Origin of the sequence: Cellulomonas soli (genome assembly GCF_013409305.1) — a bacterium.
GTDB classification, from domain to species: Bacteria; Actinomycetota; Actinomycetes; order Actinomycetales; family Cellulomonadaceae; genus Cellulomonas; species Cellulomonas soli.
The window spans coordinates 1-14976 of sequence record NZ_JACBZJ010000001.1 but is presented as its reverse complement, the minus strand read 5'-3'; the positions used below and the strand labels follow the sequence as shown (position 1 = coordinate 14976).

13 protein-coding genes and 1 pseudogene are annotated in these 14976 nt (G+C 72.6%); 8 read left to right on the top strand and 6 right to left on the bottom strand.

What is annotated here, in order from left to right; all coding sequences use genetic code 11:
- Positions 1 to 133: 133 nt before the first annotated feature.
- From valS to BKA22_RS00060, 3 genes are all read right to left on the bottom strand, one after another.
- Positions 134 to 2782 carry a valine--tRNA ligase gene (valS, locus tag BKA22_RS00070; protein ID WP_146952196.1) on the bottom strand — a complete coding sequence of 883 codons (2649 nt, stop codon included), beginning with the start codon at positions 2780 to 2782 and terminating at the stop codon, positions 134 to 136.
- Positions 2783 to 2838: 56 nt separating this feature from the next.
- Positions 2839 to 3324 (bottom strand): hypothetical protein, encoded by a 486-nt coding sequence (locus tag BKA22_RS00065; RefSeq protein ID WP_146952197.1) that lies wholly within the window; start codon positions 3322 to 3324, stop codon positions 2839 to 2841.
- Between the two features lie 158 nt (positions 3325 to 3482).
- Complete coding sequence (locus BKA22_RS00060; RefSeq protein ID WP_146952198.1) at positions 3483 to 4031, bottom strand: CGNR zinc finger domain-containing protein; 549 nt, start codon at positions 4029 to 4031, stop codon at positions 3483 to 3485.
- A 104-nt stretch (positions 4032 to 4135) separates the two neighbouring features.
- On the opposite strand from BKA22_RS00060, the gene BKA22_RS00055 reads away from it, so the two are divergent.
- From BKA22_RS00055 to BKA22_RS00045, 3 genes are all read left to right on the top strand, one after another.
- Entirely contained in the window at positions 4136 to 5176 is a 1041-nt protein-coding gene (locus tag BKA22_RS00055; RefSeq protein WP_146952199.1) for an EamA family transporter, read from the top strand.
- 85 nt (positions 5177 to 5261) lie between these two features.
- A complete protein-coding gene (locus BKA22_RS00050; protein WP_262926908.1) occupies positions 5262 to 6266 on the top strand; it encodes a TIGR03557 family F420-dependent LLM class oxidoreductase in 1005 nt (334 codons plus the stop codon).
- Entirely contained in the window at positions 6263 to 7111 is an 849-nt protein-coding gene (locus BKA22_RS00045; protein WP_146952200.1) for a coenzyme F420-0:L-glutamate ligase, read from the top strand. The genes BKA22_RS00050 and BKA22_RS00045 overlap by 4 nt, the downstream gene beginning before the upstream one ends.
- 41 nt (positions 7112 to 7152) lie before the next feature.
- Here BKA22_RS00045 and BKA22_RS00040 read toward each other — a convergent pair whose 3' ends face one another.
- Positions 7153 to 7722, bottom strand: coding sequence for an HhH-GPD-type base excision DNA repair protein (locus BKA22_RS00040; protein ID WP_146952201.1), 570 nt, complete (start codon positions 7720 to 7722; stop codon positions 7153 to 7155).
- 50 nt (positions 7723 to 7772) lie between these two features.
- On the opposite strand from BKA22_RS00040, the gene cofC reads away from it, so the two are divergent.
- Positions 7773 to 8459 carry a 2-phospho-L-lactate guanylyltransferase gene (cofC, locus tag BKA22_RS00035; protein WP_146952202.1) on the top strand — a complete coding sequence of 229 codons (687 nt, stop codon included), beginning with the start codon at positions 7773 to 7775 and terminating at the stop codon, positions 8457 to 8459.
- Positions 8460 to 8501: 42 nt separating this feature from the next.
- Here cofC and cofD read toward each other — a convergent pair whose 3' ends face one another.
- On the bottom strand, positions 8502 to 9488 hold the full coding sequence (cofD, locus tag BKA22_RS00030) for a 2-phospho-L-lactate transferase (protein WP_146952203.1): 987 nt from the start codon (positions 9486 to 9488) through the stop codon (positions 8502 to 8504).
- A gap of 88 nt (positions 9489 to 9576) precedes the next feature.
- On the bottom strand, positions 9577 to 10995 hold the full coding sequence (locus tag BKA22_RS00025; RefSeq protein WP_218866436.1) for an aminotransferase-like domain-containing protein: 1419 nt from the start codon (positions 10993 to 10995) through the stop codon (positions 9577 to 9579).
- Between the two features lie 224 nt (positions 10996 to 11219).
- Here BKA22_RS00025 and BKA22_RS00020 point away from each other — a divergent pair, with 224 nt between their 5' ends.
- The 4 genes and pseudogenes from BKA22_RS00020 to BKA22_RS00005 form a co-directional block, all read left to right on the top strand.
- Complete coding sequence (locus BKA22_RS00020; protein WP_146952205.1) at positions 11220 to 12068, top strand: nitrilase-related carbon-nitrogen hydrolase; 849 nt, start codon at positions 11220 to 11222, stop codon at positions 12066 to 12068.
- A gap of 50 nt (positions 12069 to 12118) precedes the next feature.
- Positions 12119 to 13537 carry a dihydropyrimidinase gene (gene hydA / locus BKA22_RS00015; RefSeq protein WP_146952206.1) on the top strand — a complete coding sequence of 473 codons (1419 nt, stop codon included), beginning with the start codon at positions 12119 to 12121 and terminating at the stop codon, positions 13535 to 13537.
- A gap of 13 nt (positions 13538 to 13550) precedes the next feature.
- The gene (locus BKA22_RS00010) at positions 13551 to 14582 is read left to right on the top strand and encodes a TIGR03842 family LLM class F420-dependent oxidoreductase (RefSeq protein WP_146952207.1); all 1032 of its coding nucleotides are present in this window, start codon (positions 13551 to 13553) and stop codon (positions 14580 to 14582) included.
- A pseudogene (locus tag BKA22_RS00005) lies at positions 14579 to 14976 on the top strand (ABC transporter permease); the annotation flags it as partial. The gene BKA22_RS00010 and the pseudogene BKA22_RS00005, both read left to right, overlap by 4 nt.

Here is a 14976-nt window from a genome sequence, read left to right as displayed (position 1 = left end):
TCGGGACGTTCGTCACATGCTGGTGCCGTCGCAGCGATCGCGCACCTGCGGGCGCGGCGTCGCCACCGATGCCGGGGGACCACGGAGGGGACGGCGCCGCGGCGCCGTCCCCTCCGTCGAGCAGGTGGTGCGATCAGGCCTTCGGCTCGGCCGGGACCAGCTCGGCGTCGCCGGCCACCGGGGCCTCGACATCGGCCGTCACCAGCACCAGCGACCCGGTGACCCGCCCGGCGGCCCGCACGTCTCCCAGGGCCAGCTCGACCCCGGCGCGCAGCGCCTCCGGCACGCTCAGCGTCACGGCGGCGATCTGCGTCCGCATCGAGACCTTGGCCTCGGACTTGACCTTCCGCAGCGCCGCCAGTGCGGCACCGGCCGCGCCGACCACCCCGACCTCGGCGTCGCCGGCTGCCGCACGCAGCGCGGAGGGCTCGGGCCACGGCTGGCGGTGCACCGAGCCGGTGCGCCACCACGACCACACCTCCTCGGTCGCGAACGGCAGCACCGGGGCGAACAGGCGCAGCATGACGTCGAGCGCCAGGCCGAGCGCGGCACGCGCCGAGGCGGCACCGGTCGGGTCCTCGTCGGCGGCGTAGGCGCGGTCCTTGACCAGCTCGAGGTAGTCGTCGCAGAACGTCCAGAAGAACGTCTCCGAGAGCTCCAGCGCGCGGGTGTGGTCGTACGCCTCGAGCGCCGCGGTGGCCTTCTCGACGACGTCGGCCAGGCCGGCCAGCATCGCGCGGTCCAGCGGCACGGTCACCAGCGCCGGGTCGAGAACCACGGGCTCGGTCGGGTCGCCGAACGAGAGCGCGAACTTGCTCGCGTTGAGGACCTTGATCGCCAGGCGGCGGCCGATCTTCATCTGGCCCACCTCGAACGCCGCGTCGGTGCCCAGGCGGGCCGAGGCCGCCCAGTAGCGCACCGCGTCGGAGCCGTGCTCCTCGAGCAGGCCCATGGGCGTGACGACGTTGCCCTTGGACTTGCTCATCTTCTTGCGGTCGGGGTCCAGGATCCAGCCGCTGATCGCCGCGTCCGACCACGGCAGCGAGCCGTGCTCCAGGTGCGAGCGCACCACGGTCGAGAACAGCCAGGTGCGGATGATGTCCTGCCCCTGCGGGCGCAGGTCCATGGGGAACACGCGCGAGAACAGGTCGGGGTCGGTGCGCCAGCCGCCGGCGATCTGCGGGGTCAGCGAGCTGGTGGCCCAGGTGTCCATGACGTCCGGGTCGCCGACGAACCCGCCGGGCACGCCGCGCTGGTCGGCGCTGTAGCCGGCCGGGACGTCGCTCGACGGGTCGATCGGCAGCTGGTCCTCGGACGGCACCAGCGGGGTCTCGTAGAGCACCTCACCGTGCTCGTCGAGCGCGTACCAGACCGGGAACGGCACGCCGAAGAACCGCTGCCGCGAGATGAGCCAGTCGCCGTTGAGGCCACCGACCCAGTTCTCGTAGCGGACCTTCATGAAGTCCGGGTGGAAGTCGAGCTCGACGCCGCGGGCCAGCAGCTGCTCGCGCAGTGCCTCGTCGCGACCGCCGTTGCGGATGTACCACTGGCGGCTGGTGACGATCTCGAGGGGCTTGTCGCCCTTCTCGAAGAAGTTCGCCTTGCGCTGCGTGGTCTGCGGCTCGCCGTCCAGGTCGCCGGTCTCGCGCAGCCCGGCCACGACCGCCTCGCGGGCGGAGAACGTCGTCTTGCCCGCCAGCTCGGCGTACACGGCCCGGCCGGCCTCGGTGCCGATCCACTCCGGGGTGTCGCGCAGCAGGCGGCCGTCGCGGCCGATCACCGAGCGCGTCGGCAGCTGCAGCTCGCGCCACCAGGTGACATCGGTCAGATCGCCGAACGTGCAGCACATCGCGATGCCCGCGCCCTTGTCCTGCTCGGCGAGCGGGTGCGCCAGCACGGGCACCTCGACGCCGAACAGGGGAGTGGTGACCGTGGTGCCGAACAGGTGCTGGTAGCGCTCGTCGTCCGGGTGCGCGATGAGCGCGACGCACGCGGGCAGCAGCTCGGGGCGCGTCGTCTCGATGTGCACGGCGGTGCCGTCAGCCTGGTGGAACGCGACGCGGTGGAAGGCGCCCGGGTAGTCACGCGCCTCGAGCTCGGCCTGGGCGACCGCGGTCTGGAACGTCACGTCCCACAGGCCCGGAGCCTCGGCCTGGTACGCCTCGTCGCGGGCCAGGTTGCGCAGGAACGCCTGCTGGGCGACCGCGCGGGACTCGGCGGAGATCGTCTGGTAGGTGCGCGACCAGTCGACGGACAGGCCCAGCCGGCGCCACAGCGCCTCGAACTGCCGCTCGTCCTCGACCGTCAGCCGCTCGCACAGCTCGACGAAGTTGCGACGGCTGATGGGCAGCTGGTCGGCGGCCTTGATGCTCTTGCCCTCGCCGCCCTCGTGCGGGGGCACGAAGTCGGGGTCGTAGGGCAGCGAGGTGTCGCACCGCACGCCGTAGTAGTTCTGCACGCGGCGCTCGGTCGGCAGGCCGTTGTCGTCCCAGCCCATCGGGTAGAACACCTCGGCGCCCTGCATGCGGCGGTACCGGGCGACCACGTCGGTGTGCGTGTAGGAGAACACGTGACCCACGTGCAGCGAGCCGGAGACCGTGGGCGGCGGGGTGTCGATCGAGTACACCTGCTCACGCGTGGCCGTGCGGTCGAACGCGTACAGGCCCTGCTCGCTCCATGCGGAGTCCCAGCGTGCCTCGACGCCGTCGAGGGAGACCTTGTCCGGTACCTGGCGGGCGGGTGCGCTCGTCGGGGCGTCGGTACCAGGGGTCAGGTCGCTCATGGTCACCCATCTTCCCAGATCCGCGTGCTCGGCCCGCACGCCTTCCGGTCGCTGGCTCAGTGGGCTCCCGGCTCGGGCAGGAGGGTGTCGATCTGGCGGCGGATCCAGGGCGTGAAGACCGCCCCGATCACGGGCCGGCCGTGGTGCGTGGTGCGCGTGCCGGTGCCGAGGTCGACCGTGGTCGGCCAGGCGAACGCGGCGTAGCCCCGCACGATCGTGTCGCGTGCGTACCGGCGCGCGTCCTCCTCGACGTGGTCGCCGACGACCGCGGTGACGACGGCGACGCCCGACTGGAAGCCGCGCATCTGGCCCTTGGTGGCCTTGGCGTGGTCGAGCGCCTGCTGCGTGAAGGCCGTCAGCTCGGGCCCCGTGACGGTCGGCGCCGTGGCGACGTGCACGAGCAGGTGCAGGGTCGAGGCCATCCACTGCAGCTTGAAGGCCTTGGTGTAGCCCATCAGTGAGGCCGGGCTCGATGCCTGGATCTGGTAGCCGGCCTCGCGCATGCGGGACTCGACGAGGTCGCGGTACTGCGTGGTGTCCACGGGGGTGCCTCCGGGCGGCGATGGTTCGAGGGCCCCGCGGACCGGCTGCGGTCGCGGAGAAGGTCAGCAGATCCTTGCACCGTGGGGGCCTCGCGCGTGCCGGTTTCGTCCGGCCCCGCGGCCCTGACCTGCGTTGATCCTCGACGTCGGGGGCGCGGTCAGTCGCCCGTGCGTCGCGCGCGGTAGGCGGCCACGTGCGCGCGGTTGCCGCAGTTGTTCGCGTCGCAGAACCGGCGCGATCGGTTGCGCGAGAGGTCGACGAGCACAGCCGTGCAGTCGTCGGCCTCGCACGTGCGCATGCGGTCCCACTCGTCCGAGCGGACCACGTCGGCGGCGGCCATCGCGGTCTCGACGAGCATGACGGTGGACAAGGGGGCATCGGGGACGGTGGCGTGCAGGTGCCAGTCGGTGCTGCCGTGCCGCACCAGGTAGGGCACGGCGTGGGCCTCACGCAGGATCGCGTTGACCTCGTCGGCGACCGCGTCGCGCTCGAGCGTCCACAGCGAGCCGAGGCGCGAGCGGGCGGCACGCACCTGGGCGAGCTCGTCGTCGTCGTGGTCGTGCCGGGTGGTGTAGCCCCAGCCGGAGTAGAAGGCGTCGAGGTCGGCGACCGTGCCGAGCGCGTCATGGCCGTCGCGGCGGCGCCCGGTGTTCACCAGGTCGGCGGCGGCGCGCAGGTTCGCTTCGGTGTCAGGGGCGAAGACCATGTTGACTCCTGTCGATCTCAGGCTCTACCGTCACGAGCATAGTGATGGATGACTCCTGACACGGCCCGTGCGGAACGGTCGTCGGGACGCGGACGGGGGACGACATGCCACAGCAGCGCGGGCGCGGGCTCGGCGTCGGGGCGGGCCTGGTCGCCGCGCTCGCCTTCGCCACCAGCGGCCCGATGGTCAAGCCGCTGCTGGCCGCCGGCTGGACCCCCGGCGCGGCGATCTGCGCGCGGCTGCTCCTCGGGACGCTCCTGCTGGCCGGACCCGTCGTGTGGACGCTCCGCGGACGGTGGCACACCCTGCTCGAGGAGTGGCGGCTCGTGCTCGTCTTCGGGCTGCTCGGCGTCGCGGCAGCCTCCACCTGCTACTTCCTGGCCGTCGACCGGCTGCCCGTCGCCGTCGCCCTGCTCGTGGAGTACACCGGGCCGCTGCTGCTCATCGGCTGGTCGTGGCTGGGCACCCGGCGTGCACCGTCGCGGCTCACGCTCGTGGGCGCCGCGCTGGCCACGGGAGGCCTCGCGCTCGTGCTCGACCTCACCGGCACGCTCACGCTCGACCCGGTCGGGCTCGCCTTCGCCCTCGCGGCCGCAGTGGGCAACGCCGCCTACTTCGCGCTCACCGCCCGGCCCACGACGCTGCCCCCGGTCGCCCTCGCCGGGACCGGGATGGCCGTCGGGGCCCTCGCCGTCGTGCTCGTCACCGCGGCCGGCGTGCTCCCGTTCGCCGCACCGGACGTGCGGGTCGACCTGCTGGGCACCTCGGTGCCCTGGGTGGTGCCGCTGCTGGTCGTCGGCGCGGTGCCCACCGCGTTCGGCTTCGGCATCAGCGCCGTCTCGGTGCGGCTGCTGGGCGAGCGGGTCGCCTCGTTCCTGGCGCTGTCCGAGGTGCTGTTCGCGGTGCTCCTGGCCTGGCTGCTCCTGCACGAGACGCCCCTGCCGGTGCAGCTCGTCGGCGCCGTGCTCGTCGTGGCCGGGGTGGCCACCGTGCGCCGTGGCGCGGACCTCGACGGGCGCACGGGAGCCGCGACGGCCGTCACCGAGCCGTCGGCACCCGACGTGCCGACCGACGTGCCGACCGACGTGCCCACCGACGTGACGCCCGATCCGCGCGACGTCGACACGGTCGGTGCGATCTCGTGACACACGCCGGAGTTACCCTGCCCCGCAACGGGACCGTCATGACGGGACCCCCCTGACGGCACTGGTACGGACGAAGGTGTGTGACGTGACGAACGGTCTGACCATCGGGTACGCGGCGATGCTCGAGCAGTTCCACCCGACCGAGGCGGTCGAGCTGTCGGCCTACGCCGAGCAGCACGGGTTCAGCGGTGTGATGGCCGCCGACCACTTCCAGCCGTGGGTGCCCGCGCAGGGGCAGTCCTCGTTCGTGTGGAACGTGCTGACCGCGATCGGCGAGCGCACCACCGGTGACATGGGCCCCGGTGTGACCGCGCCGACGTTCCGGTGGCACCCGGCGATGGTCGCGCAGGCCTCGGCCACGCTCGCGGCCATGTACCCGGGGCGGCACTGGCTGGGGCTCGGCTCCGGTGAGGCGCTCAACGAGCACATCGTGGCCGGGTACTGGCCCGAGGCGCCCGAGCGGATCAACCGCATGTTCGAGGCCATCGACATCATCAAGAAGCTGTTCGCGGCCTCGATCGCGGGCAAGGACGTCAAGCACGCCGGCCCGTTCTACAAGCTCGAGTCGACGCGGCTGTGGACGATGCCCGAGGTCGCCCCCGAGATCCTGGTCGCCACCGCCGGCCCGGTGACCGCCAAGCGCGCCGGTCGGCACGCGGACGGGCTCATCACGGTGGGCGCACCGCTGGAGAAGATCAGCGGTCTGTTCGGCAAGTTCGAGGAGGGTGTGCGCGAGTCAGGGCGTGACCCGCAGAGCATGCCCAAGGTGCTGCAGGTGCACCTGTCGTGGGCGCCCACCGACGAGGAGGCCATGGTCAACGCGATGACGGAGTGGCCCAACGGGGGCATGAAGTTCCCCAAGGGCGACATCCGCTCGCCGTTCGACTTCGAGCAGATGGCCAAGCTGGTGCGCCCCGAGGACTTCGACGGCCGCATGGTCATCTCCGCGGACCCCGATGTGCACCGCGCCTCGATCCAGAAGTACGTCGACCTGGGCTTCGACCGCATCTACCTGCACAACGTGGGCCGCAACCAGCGCGAGTGGATCGAGACGTTCGGCCGCGACGTCCTGCCGAAGCTGGTGCGATGACCGAGGCCTCCGGACCTGAGGCCGGACCGGCGACTGAACCGGCGGCTGAACCGGCAACTGAGCTGCGCGTCTGGGCGCCCGACGGGTTGCCCGAGATCGTCGCAGGGGACGACCTCGTCACGCTGGTCGTCGACGTGCTGCGGGCGGACGCCGTCGGCGACCCCTCGCGCCGGCTGGTCGACGGCGACGTCGTGGTGCTGACCAGCAAGGTCGTCTCCAAGGCCGAGGGTCGTCAGGTCGCCGCGGACGACCGCGAGCAGGCGATCACCGACGAGACGGTGCGGGTCGTGGCCACCCGGGAGCACCCGGGCGGCGTGACCCGCATCGTCGAGAACCGGCTCGGCCTGGTCATGGCCGCGGCCGGGGTCGACGCCAGCAACACCCCGGACGGCACGGTCCTGCTGCTGCCGCTCGACCCCGACGCGTCCGCCCGGGCGCTGCGGGCCGGGCTGCGGGCGGCGTTCGGGGTGCAGGTCGGCGTGGTCGTCTCGGACACGGCGGGCCGCCCCTGGCGTCAGGGCGTGGCCGACCTCGCGATCGGCGCGGCCGGGCTGCAGGTGCTCGAGGACCTGCGCGGTCAGGTCGACACGTTCGGTCGCGCGCTGACGATGACGGTCGCGGCGGTGGCCGACGAGATCGCCTCGGCGGCCGAGCTGGTCAAGGGCAAGGCCACCGGGCGCCCGCTGGCCGTCGTGCGCGGCGTCGGTCGACACGTCACGGCCGAGGACGGGCCGGGCGCCCGCTCGCTCGTGCGCGTCGGGCCGGACGACATGTTCCGCCAGGGCAGCGCCGAGGCGTACGCCCAGGGCTGGAAGGACGCGCTCGAGAGCGAGCCCGGGCGATGACCGGCGGCTCGAAAGAGCGCGGTGCGACGAAGCCCGGGTCGTCAGGCCTTGCGAGCCGCGGCCTTGGCCGCACGCTTGGCCTCGCGGACCAGCGTCAGGCTCGTGGGGTCGACGACGTCGGCGATCGAGCGGTGCGACCCGTCCTCGCCGTACGTGCCCGCGACCTCCCGCCAGCCGTCCGGCTGCACCCCGCGCTGCTTGCCGAGCAGGGCCAGGAAGATGCGCGCCTTCTGCTCGCCGAAGCCGGGCAGCGCCCGCAACCGGGCGAGCACGGTGCGCGCGTCGGGGGCGCCGTCCGTCCACAGCCGGGTCACGTCGCCGTCGTAGTCGTCCCGTACGGCGGCGGCGACGGCCTGGATGCGGGCGGCCATCGAGCCGGGGAACCGGTGCACCGCGGGCGGGGTCGCGCACAGCGCGGCGAACTCGTGCGGGTCGGCCGCGGCGACGCGGCGCACGTCCAGACCGCCCATCCGGTCGGCGATCTTCGCTGGGCCGGCGAAGGCCGACTCCATCGTGACCTGCTGGTCCAGGAGCATGCCGAGCAGCAGCGCGAACGGGTCGGTGTCGAGCAGGTGGTCGGCGGCCTCGTCCCCGGTCATCCACAGCGTCATGCCGACATCCTCACCCACCCGGGCGTGCGGCGCCCCGGCAGGAGGACCTCGTGAGCGGGCAGTGGGTCGTCGTGGTGCCCGTCAAGGATGCCCGTGAGGGCAAGACTCGGCTGGGTGCCGCGCTCGACGCGCGCGAGCGGGTCGCCCTCGTGCGGGCGATGGCCCTCGACACGGTGGCGGCCGCTGCCGCGTGCACGCTCGTGGCACGTGTCGTCGTCGTGACGGCCGACGAGGTCGTCGCGGCCGAGGCGGCGACGTTGCCGGGGGTCGTCGTGGTCGGTGAGCCCCCGCACGCGGGGCAGCGGTCGGGGCTCGACGCGGCCGCGCTCGCGGGTGCCTCAGCCGCGCGGGCGAGCGGGCCGGCCCCGGTCGCGGTGCTCCTGGGCGACGTGCCCGCGCTGCAGCCGGCCGACCTGGCCGCGGCGCTCGCGGCTGCCGGCGCGCACGAGCGGGCGGTCGTCACCGACGCCGTGGGCTCAGGGACGACGTTGCTCGCCGTGGGGCCGACGACCCCGCTCGACCCGCGGTTCGGGCTCGGGTCGGCGCACGCGCACCAGCACCTCGGGCACGTCGCTCTGGACCTGCCCGCCTCGTCGACCCTGCGTCAGGACGTCGACGTGCCCGACGACCTGGTGACGATCGCCCGGATGCCGCTCGGGCCGCGGACGGCGGCGCTCGTCGGGGACCTCGCGGACGAGCGCGGGTGGCCCGGGGGTGGCGACCGCCGGGCGTCCTGACGAACCGGGCACGCGTTCGCCCCGGTCGGCCGGCGGTGGGTGTCAGGGCACGCGGTCGACGAGCGCGAGCGCGTCGGCGGCGATCCGTGCTGTCGTCGGCACGTCCGTCATGAGGGTCGGGACCGCGGCCGTCCGCCACCCGTCCGCGGTCAGCGCAGGCACGGCGTCCTGGTCGGCGGTGTCCACGAGCCAGGCGTCGAGCACGCCGCCGGCGCTGCGCAGGCCGTAGTGCCGGGCGACGGCCTGCGCGCTGGTGGCCACGCCGATCGCGGCGAGGCACGCGTCGGCCATGCCGCGCACGGGTGCACCCCCGACGACGGGGCTCACGCCGACGACCGGTGCCCGGGTGCTGCGCAGCGCGTCGCGCACGCCCGGCACGGCCAGGATCGTGCCGACCGACACCACCGGGTTCGAGGGGGGCAGCACGACGACGTCGGCTCCGGTCAGGGCGTCGAGGACGCCCGGGGCTGCCGTGGCGTCCTCGAGCCCGACCTGCACGAACCGGCGGGCGGGCAGTGCGGCACGGTGCCGGACCCACCACTCCTCGAAGTGGATGAGCCGGCCGTCCTCGAGCTCGACGTGCGTCTCGACCGGCTGGTCGCTCATCGGCAGCAGCCGCGCGCCCGGCTGCCAGCGTTCGGCGAGGTGCTGCACCACCTGCGTCAGCGGGAGCCCGCGGCGCAGCAGCTCGGTGCGGGCCAGGTGGGTGGCCAGGTCGAGGTCGCCGAGCGTGAACCACTCCCAGCCCAGGTCGTAGGCGGCCAGGTCGTCGCTGACCCGTCGGGACTCCTCGCGGCGACCCCAGCCCTGCTGCTCGTGCACGCCGCCGCCGAGCGTGTAGAGCAGCGTGTCCAGGTCGGGGCAGACCCGCACACCGTGCAGCCACATGTCGTCGCCGGTGTTGGCCACGACCGTGACCTGGGCGCTCGTCCCGCCGGCACCGTCGGGCAGGCGGTCGCGCAGCAGGGCGAGCAGGCCGCGGGTGAACCGGGCGCCGCCCACGCCGCCGGACAGCACGGTGATCTTCACGGGGTCCTCCTTCTCCGAGGCAGCACCCTATGCCGGGCTAGCCGAGCCCCGGCACCGAGGGGCCGAGCGTGACGCGGCTCGTGACGGGTCAGGCGGTGGCCGCGACGACCAGCGTCCGGGCGACGCCGGCGACGTCCTCCCGCAGCGAGCCGACGGTGACGCGCACGTGCCCCCGGTCGCCCTCGGCGGGCGGTGTGGCGAGGAACGGCGTGCCCGGTGCCACCCGGATCCCGGCGGCCTCCAGCCGGACGAGCGCGGTGGCCTCGTCGAGCACGGGCAGCCACAGGTTGATCCCGTCGCCGGGCCGCACCTGCAGGCCGTGCGAGGCGAGCGCGTCGCACAGTGCGCGTTGGCGGCCGTAGTAGACGCGTCGGGCGTGCGCCACGGCGTCGACGGCCGAGCCGTCGACCAGCAGGTCGGCGAGCACCCGCTGCAGCAGACGGCTCGTCCAGCCGGGCCCGAGCATGCGCCGGGCGATGAGCGGGTCGATCACGGAGACCGGTCCGCCCACGGCGGCGATGCGCAGGTCGGGACCGTGCGACTTGGAGTAGGAGCGCACGTGCACGACGCGTTCGGGCAGGTAGGCGCCGAGGCTGACGTCCTTCGCCGAGGCGATCTCGCCCGAGTGGTCGTCCTCGATGACGTGCACCGGGCGGCGGGCGTCGCGGCGGGTGTGCTCGTCCCCGGACTCGTGGGCCCGCTGGCTGTGTCGGCGCAGCACGGCGGCGAGCTCGCGCGCCCGGGTCGCGGTGAGACTGACGCCCGTCGGGTTGTGCGCGCGCGGCTGCAGGACGACGGCGTGCGCGCCGGCCTCGAGGGCCTCGGCCAGCCCGTCGGGGCGCATGCCCTGCAGGTCGAGCGGGACGGGCACGCGCTCGAGCCCGAGCTGGTCCAGGAGGTCGTACAGGGGAGGAAAGCCGGGGTCCTCGACCGCGACCCGGTCGCCGAAGCCGACGACCTGCTCGAGCGCACGCCCGATCGCGTCCACCGCACCGTCCACGACGGTCAGGCGCCCGGGGGAGAAGGGCCACGACTCGCGCAGCAGCCGTTCGAGCTCGGGGACGATCGGCGTGGTGACGTAGGTCGCGGTCTCTGCGGCGGGTGTGCGGGCGGAGACCCGGGCCAGGGCGGGCCCGAGCGGGGGGAGCAGGTCGGGGTCGGGCGTGCCGGTCGAGAGGTCCACCAGGGGTGCCGTCGCCGACCGGGTCTGTGCCGGGAGGGGTCCGCCGGCCATGTCGCGGTACCGGGGTGGCAGCCAGCCGGCCGGCTCGGGCAGCACGAAGGTGCCCGCGCGCCCGCGGGAGACGACCATGCCCACGGCCGCCAGCGCCTGCCAGGCGCCGCTCACGGTCGCCGGGCTGACGCCGAGGCGAGCGGCGACGTCGCGCACCGTGGGCAGGCGGTCCCCGGCGTGCAGGTCCCCGCTGCGGACGAGGCGCGCCACGGCGGCGGCGATGCCGCGCGGGCTGCGGTCCTCGACCGCGACGACGAAGGTGGCCGGTTCCATGGAGGTCATGGTGCCCCGCGGCGGGGTCGGCACCGTCCGCGAAGGCGGGTGCGCACGGGACCACTGCGAAGTGTTTACGACCGCGTCATCGACGTTAGCGGGGTGGAAACGCTGGGTAACGCCGCAGAAATGTTCAACACGCAGAGTCACATTCCACGGCGACGGAGCCCCGGACGGGACACGTGCCGGGGGTCGCCGATGTCGGACCGAGACGGAGGACCCCCATGACAGTCGTGCGCGTCGCGTTCACCCAGGCCACCTGGACGGGCGACAAGGAGTCGATGATCGACCTCCACGAGGCCTGGACCCGTGAGGCCGCCGCGCAGGGCGCGCAGGTCATCGGCTTCCAGGAGCTGTTCTACGGTCCCTACTTCGGGATCACGCAGGACACGAAGTACTACGACTACGCCGAGACGATCCCCGGGCCGACCACGGACCGCTTCGCGGCGCTGGCCGCCGAGTTGGGCATCGTCATCGTGCTGCCGATCTACGAGGAGGACCAGCCCGGCGTCCTCTACAACACGGCGGTCGTGATCGACGCCGACGGCACCGTGCTCGGCAAGTACCGCAAGCACCACATCCCGCACCTGCCCAAGTTCTGGGAGAAGTTCTACTTCCGTCCCGGCAACCTCGGGTACCCCGTCTTCGAGACGGCCGTCGGCAAGATCGGCGTGAACATCTGCTACGACCGGCACTTCCCGGAGGGCTGGCGGAACCTGGCGCTCAACGGCGCCGAGATCGTGTTCAACCCCAACGCCACCGCCCCCGGCGTGTCCAACCGCCTGTGGGAGATCGAGCAGCCGGCCGCCGCCATCGCCAACGGCTACTTCGTCATCGCGAACAACCGCGTCGGGCTCGAGGACAACGAGTACGGGGACGAGGCCGTCAACTTCTACGGCTCGTCGTACGCGGTCGGCCCCGACGGCAACTTCGTCGGCGAGATCGGCTCCAGCACCGAGGACCAGCTGATCGTGCGTGACCTCGACCTGGAGAAGATCCGCGAGGTGCGCGAGCGCTGGCAGTTCTTCCGCGACCGCCGGCCCGACGCCTACGGCCCGATCGTCGCCCCCTGACGGTCCCGGCACCCGGCGCCCCGCGACCCTGACACCCGAGAGGACACCTGATGGCCACCACGCTCATCACCGGCGGCACCGTCGTCAACGCGACAGGTCGCGGGGCTGCCGACGTCTTGATCGACGGCGAGAAGATCGTCGCCCTGCTCACCCCCGGCTCCACACTGCTGGGCACCGACCTGTCGGCCGGTGTCGACCGCGTCATCGACGCGACCGGCAAGTACGTCATCCCCGGCGGGATCGACGCCCACACGCACATGGAGATGCCGTTCGGCGGCACGTTCGCCTCGGACACGTTCGAGACGGGCACCACGGCCGCGGCCTGGGGCGGCACCACCACGATCGTCGACTTCGTCGTGCAGTACGCGGGGGAGAACCCCCTCGAGCAGTACGCCCTGTGGCAGGAGAAGGCCGCGGGCAGCTGCGCGGTCGACTACGGGTTCCACCAGATCCTGTCCGACGTGCAGGACTCCTCGCTGCACGCCATGGACGAGCTCGTGAAGGAGGGCGTGACCAGCTTCAAGCTGTTCATGGCCTACAAGGGCGTGTTCCTGTCGGACGACGGGCAGATCGTCAAGGCCATGCAGAAGGCCGCCGACAACGGCTCGATGATCATGATGCACGCCGAGAACGGCTCGGTCATCGACCTGCTCGTGCAGCAGGCCGTCGCGGCCGGCAACACCTCGCCGTACTACCACGGCATCACCCGCCCGTGGCAGGCCGAGGAGGAGGCCACGCACCGCGCGATCATGCTGGCCAACCTCACCGGTGCGCCGCTGTACGTGGTGCACGTGTCGGCCAAGCAGGCCGCCGAGCAGATCGCGCTGGCCCGCGACAAGGGCCAGAACGTGTTCGGCGAGACCTGTCCGCAGTACCTGTACCTCTCGCTCGAGGAGCAGCTCGGTGCGCCGGGCTTCGAGGGCGCCAAGTGGGTGTGCTCGACGCCGCTGCGCTCGCGGGCCGAGCACCACCAGGACCACATGTGGAACGCGCTGCGCACCAACGACCTGCAGCTCGTCTCCACCGACCACTGCCCGTTCTGCATGACCCAGAAGCAGATGGGGATCGACGACTTCTCCAAGATCCCCAACGGCATCGGTTCCGTCGAGCACCGCCTCGACCTGCTGTACCAGGGCGTCGTTACCGGCGAGATCACGCTCGAGCGCTGGGTGGAGATCTGCTCCACGACCCCGGCACGCATGTTCGGCATGTACGGCAAGAAGGGCGTCCTGGCCCCCGGTGCCGATGCCGACGTCGTGGTCTACGACCCGAAGGGCCACACGTCGATCGGCCTGGGCAAGACCCACCACATGAACATGGACTACTCCGCCTGGGAGGGCTTCGAGATCGACGGGCACGTCGACACGGTCCTGTCCCGCGGTTCCGTCGTCGTCGACGGCGGTGCCTTCCACGGACGTGCCGGCCACGGCCAGTACGTCAAGCGTGAGCTGTCCCAGTACCTCATCTGACAGGAGCCCCACCATGGACTTCGGAGTCGTCCTGCAGACGAACCCCCCGGCCTCCCGCACCGTCGAGCTGGCCCGCCAGGCCGAGACCCACGGCTTCGACTACGTGTGGACGTTCGACTCGCACCTGCTGTGGCAGGAGCCGTTCGTCATCTACTCGGCGATCCTGGCCGCGACCCGCAAGGTGATCGTCGGCCCGATGGTCACCAACCCGGCCACGCGCGACTGGACCGTGCTGGCCTCGCTGTTCGCCACGCTCAACGAGATGTACGGCAACCGGACCGTGTGCGGCATCGGCCGTGGCGACTCCGCGGTCCGCACGCTCAACGGGCGCCCGTCGAACCTGTCGACCCTGCGCGACTCGATCCACGTGATCCGCGAGCTCGGCAACGACCGGGCCGTCGAGCACAACGGGCGCACCGTGCGGTTCCCGTGGGCCAAGGGCTCCGAGCTCGAGGTGTGGGTGGCCGCGTACGGCCCTCTCGCCCTCAAGCTCACCGGCGAGGTCGGTGACGCGTTCATCCTGCAGCTGGCGGACCCCGACATCGCCTCCTGGATGATCAAGGCCGTCCGGGACTCCGCCGAGGCCTCCGGGCGCAACCCCGACGACGTCAAGTTCTGCGTGGCCGCCCCGGCGTACGTCGGAGCCGGCGACTCGCCGGCCGAGCGCGCGCACATGCGCGAGCAGTGCCGCTGGTTCGGCGGCATGGTCGGCAACCACGTGGCCGACATCGTCTCGCGGTACGGCACCGACTCGGCGATCCCCAAGGCGCTGACCGACTACATCAAGAACCGCGAGGGCTACGACTACAACGAGCACGGCCGTGCGGGGAACTCGCACACCACGTTCGTGCCCGACGAGATCGTCGAGCGGTTCTGCCTGCTGGGCAGCCCCCGCGAGCACGTCGAGAAGCTCAAGGTCCTGCAGGACCTCGGTGTCACGCAGTTCGCCGCGTACCTCCAGCACGACAACAAGGAGGAGACGATGCGGCTGTACGGCGAGCGGATCATCCCGGCGATGGCCGAGGCCGTCGTGGCGACCGCATGAGCGAGCCCGTCACCTCGCTTCCTGCCCGCGTGCTGCGGTCCCGGGTCGTCGTCGCCGTGGCGGCCACCCTCGCCCTGGCCGCGCTGTGGGAGCTGTACAAGCTGGTCGGCCCGGACGACGGCTGGTCGCTGGGGGAGACCCGGATGCTGCCGCGCACCGGCGACCTGGCCATGCCGCACACGTGGGAGATGGTCGGGCGCCTCTTCGAGCCGGTCTCGGGCGCCAAGGACGCCGTGGTGCTCTGGCTCGCGGTCGTGCAGGCGGGGATGACGAGCCTGGGCATCGCCGTCGTCGGCTGGGTTCTAGGCGTCACCGTCGGGGTGCTGCTGGCCGTCGCCATGCAGCGCGTGCGGATCGTCGAGTCGGCCGTGCTGCCGCTCGTGATCCTCTCGCA

Bases quoted from the DNA above. Each gene is read 5' to 3' on its own strand.
- valS (WP_146952196.1), bottom strand. From the start codon at position 2,782: ATGAGCGACCTGACCCCTGGTACCGACGCCCCGACGAGCGCACCCGCC.
- hydA (WP_146952206.1), top strand. From the start codon at position 12,119: ATGGCCACCACGCTCATCACCGGCGGCACCGTCGTCAACGCGACAGGT.
- BKA22_RS00020 (WP_146952205.1), top strand. From the start codon at position 11,220: ATGACAGTCGTGCGCGTCGCGTTCACCCAGGCCACCTGGACGGGCGAC.
- BKA22_RS00025 (WP_218866436.1), bottom strand. From the start codon at position 10,995: ATGGAACCGGCCACCTTCGTCGTCGCGGTCGAGGACCGCAGCCCGCGC.
- BKA22_RS00040 (WP_146952201.1), bottom strand. From the start codon at position 7,722: ATGACGCTGTGGATGACCGGGGACGAGGCCGCCGACCACCTGCTCGAC.
- BKA22_RS00055 (WP_146952199.1), top strand. From the start codon at position 4,136: ATGCCACAGCAGCGCGGGCGCGGGCTCGGCGTCGGGGCGGGCCTGGTC.
- BKA22_RS00060 (WP_146952198.1), bottom strand. From the start codon at position 4,031: ATGGTCTTCGCCCCTGACACCGAAGCGAACCTGCGCGCCGCCGCCGAC.
- BKA22_RS00010 (WP_146952207.1), top strand. From the start codon at position 13,551: ATGGACTTCGGAGTCGTCCTGCAGACGAACCCCCCGGCCTCCCGCACC.
- BKA22_RS00045 (WP_146952200.1), top strand. From the start codon at position 6,263: ATGACCGAGGCCTCCGGACCTGAGGCCGGACCGGCGACTGAACCGGCG.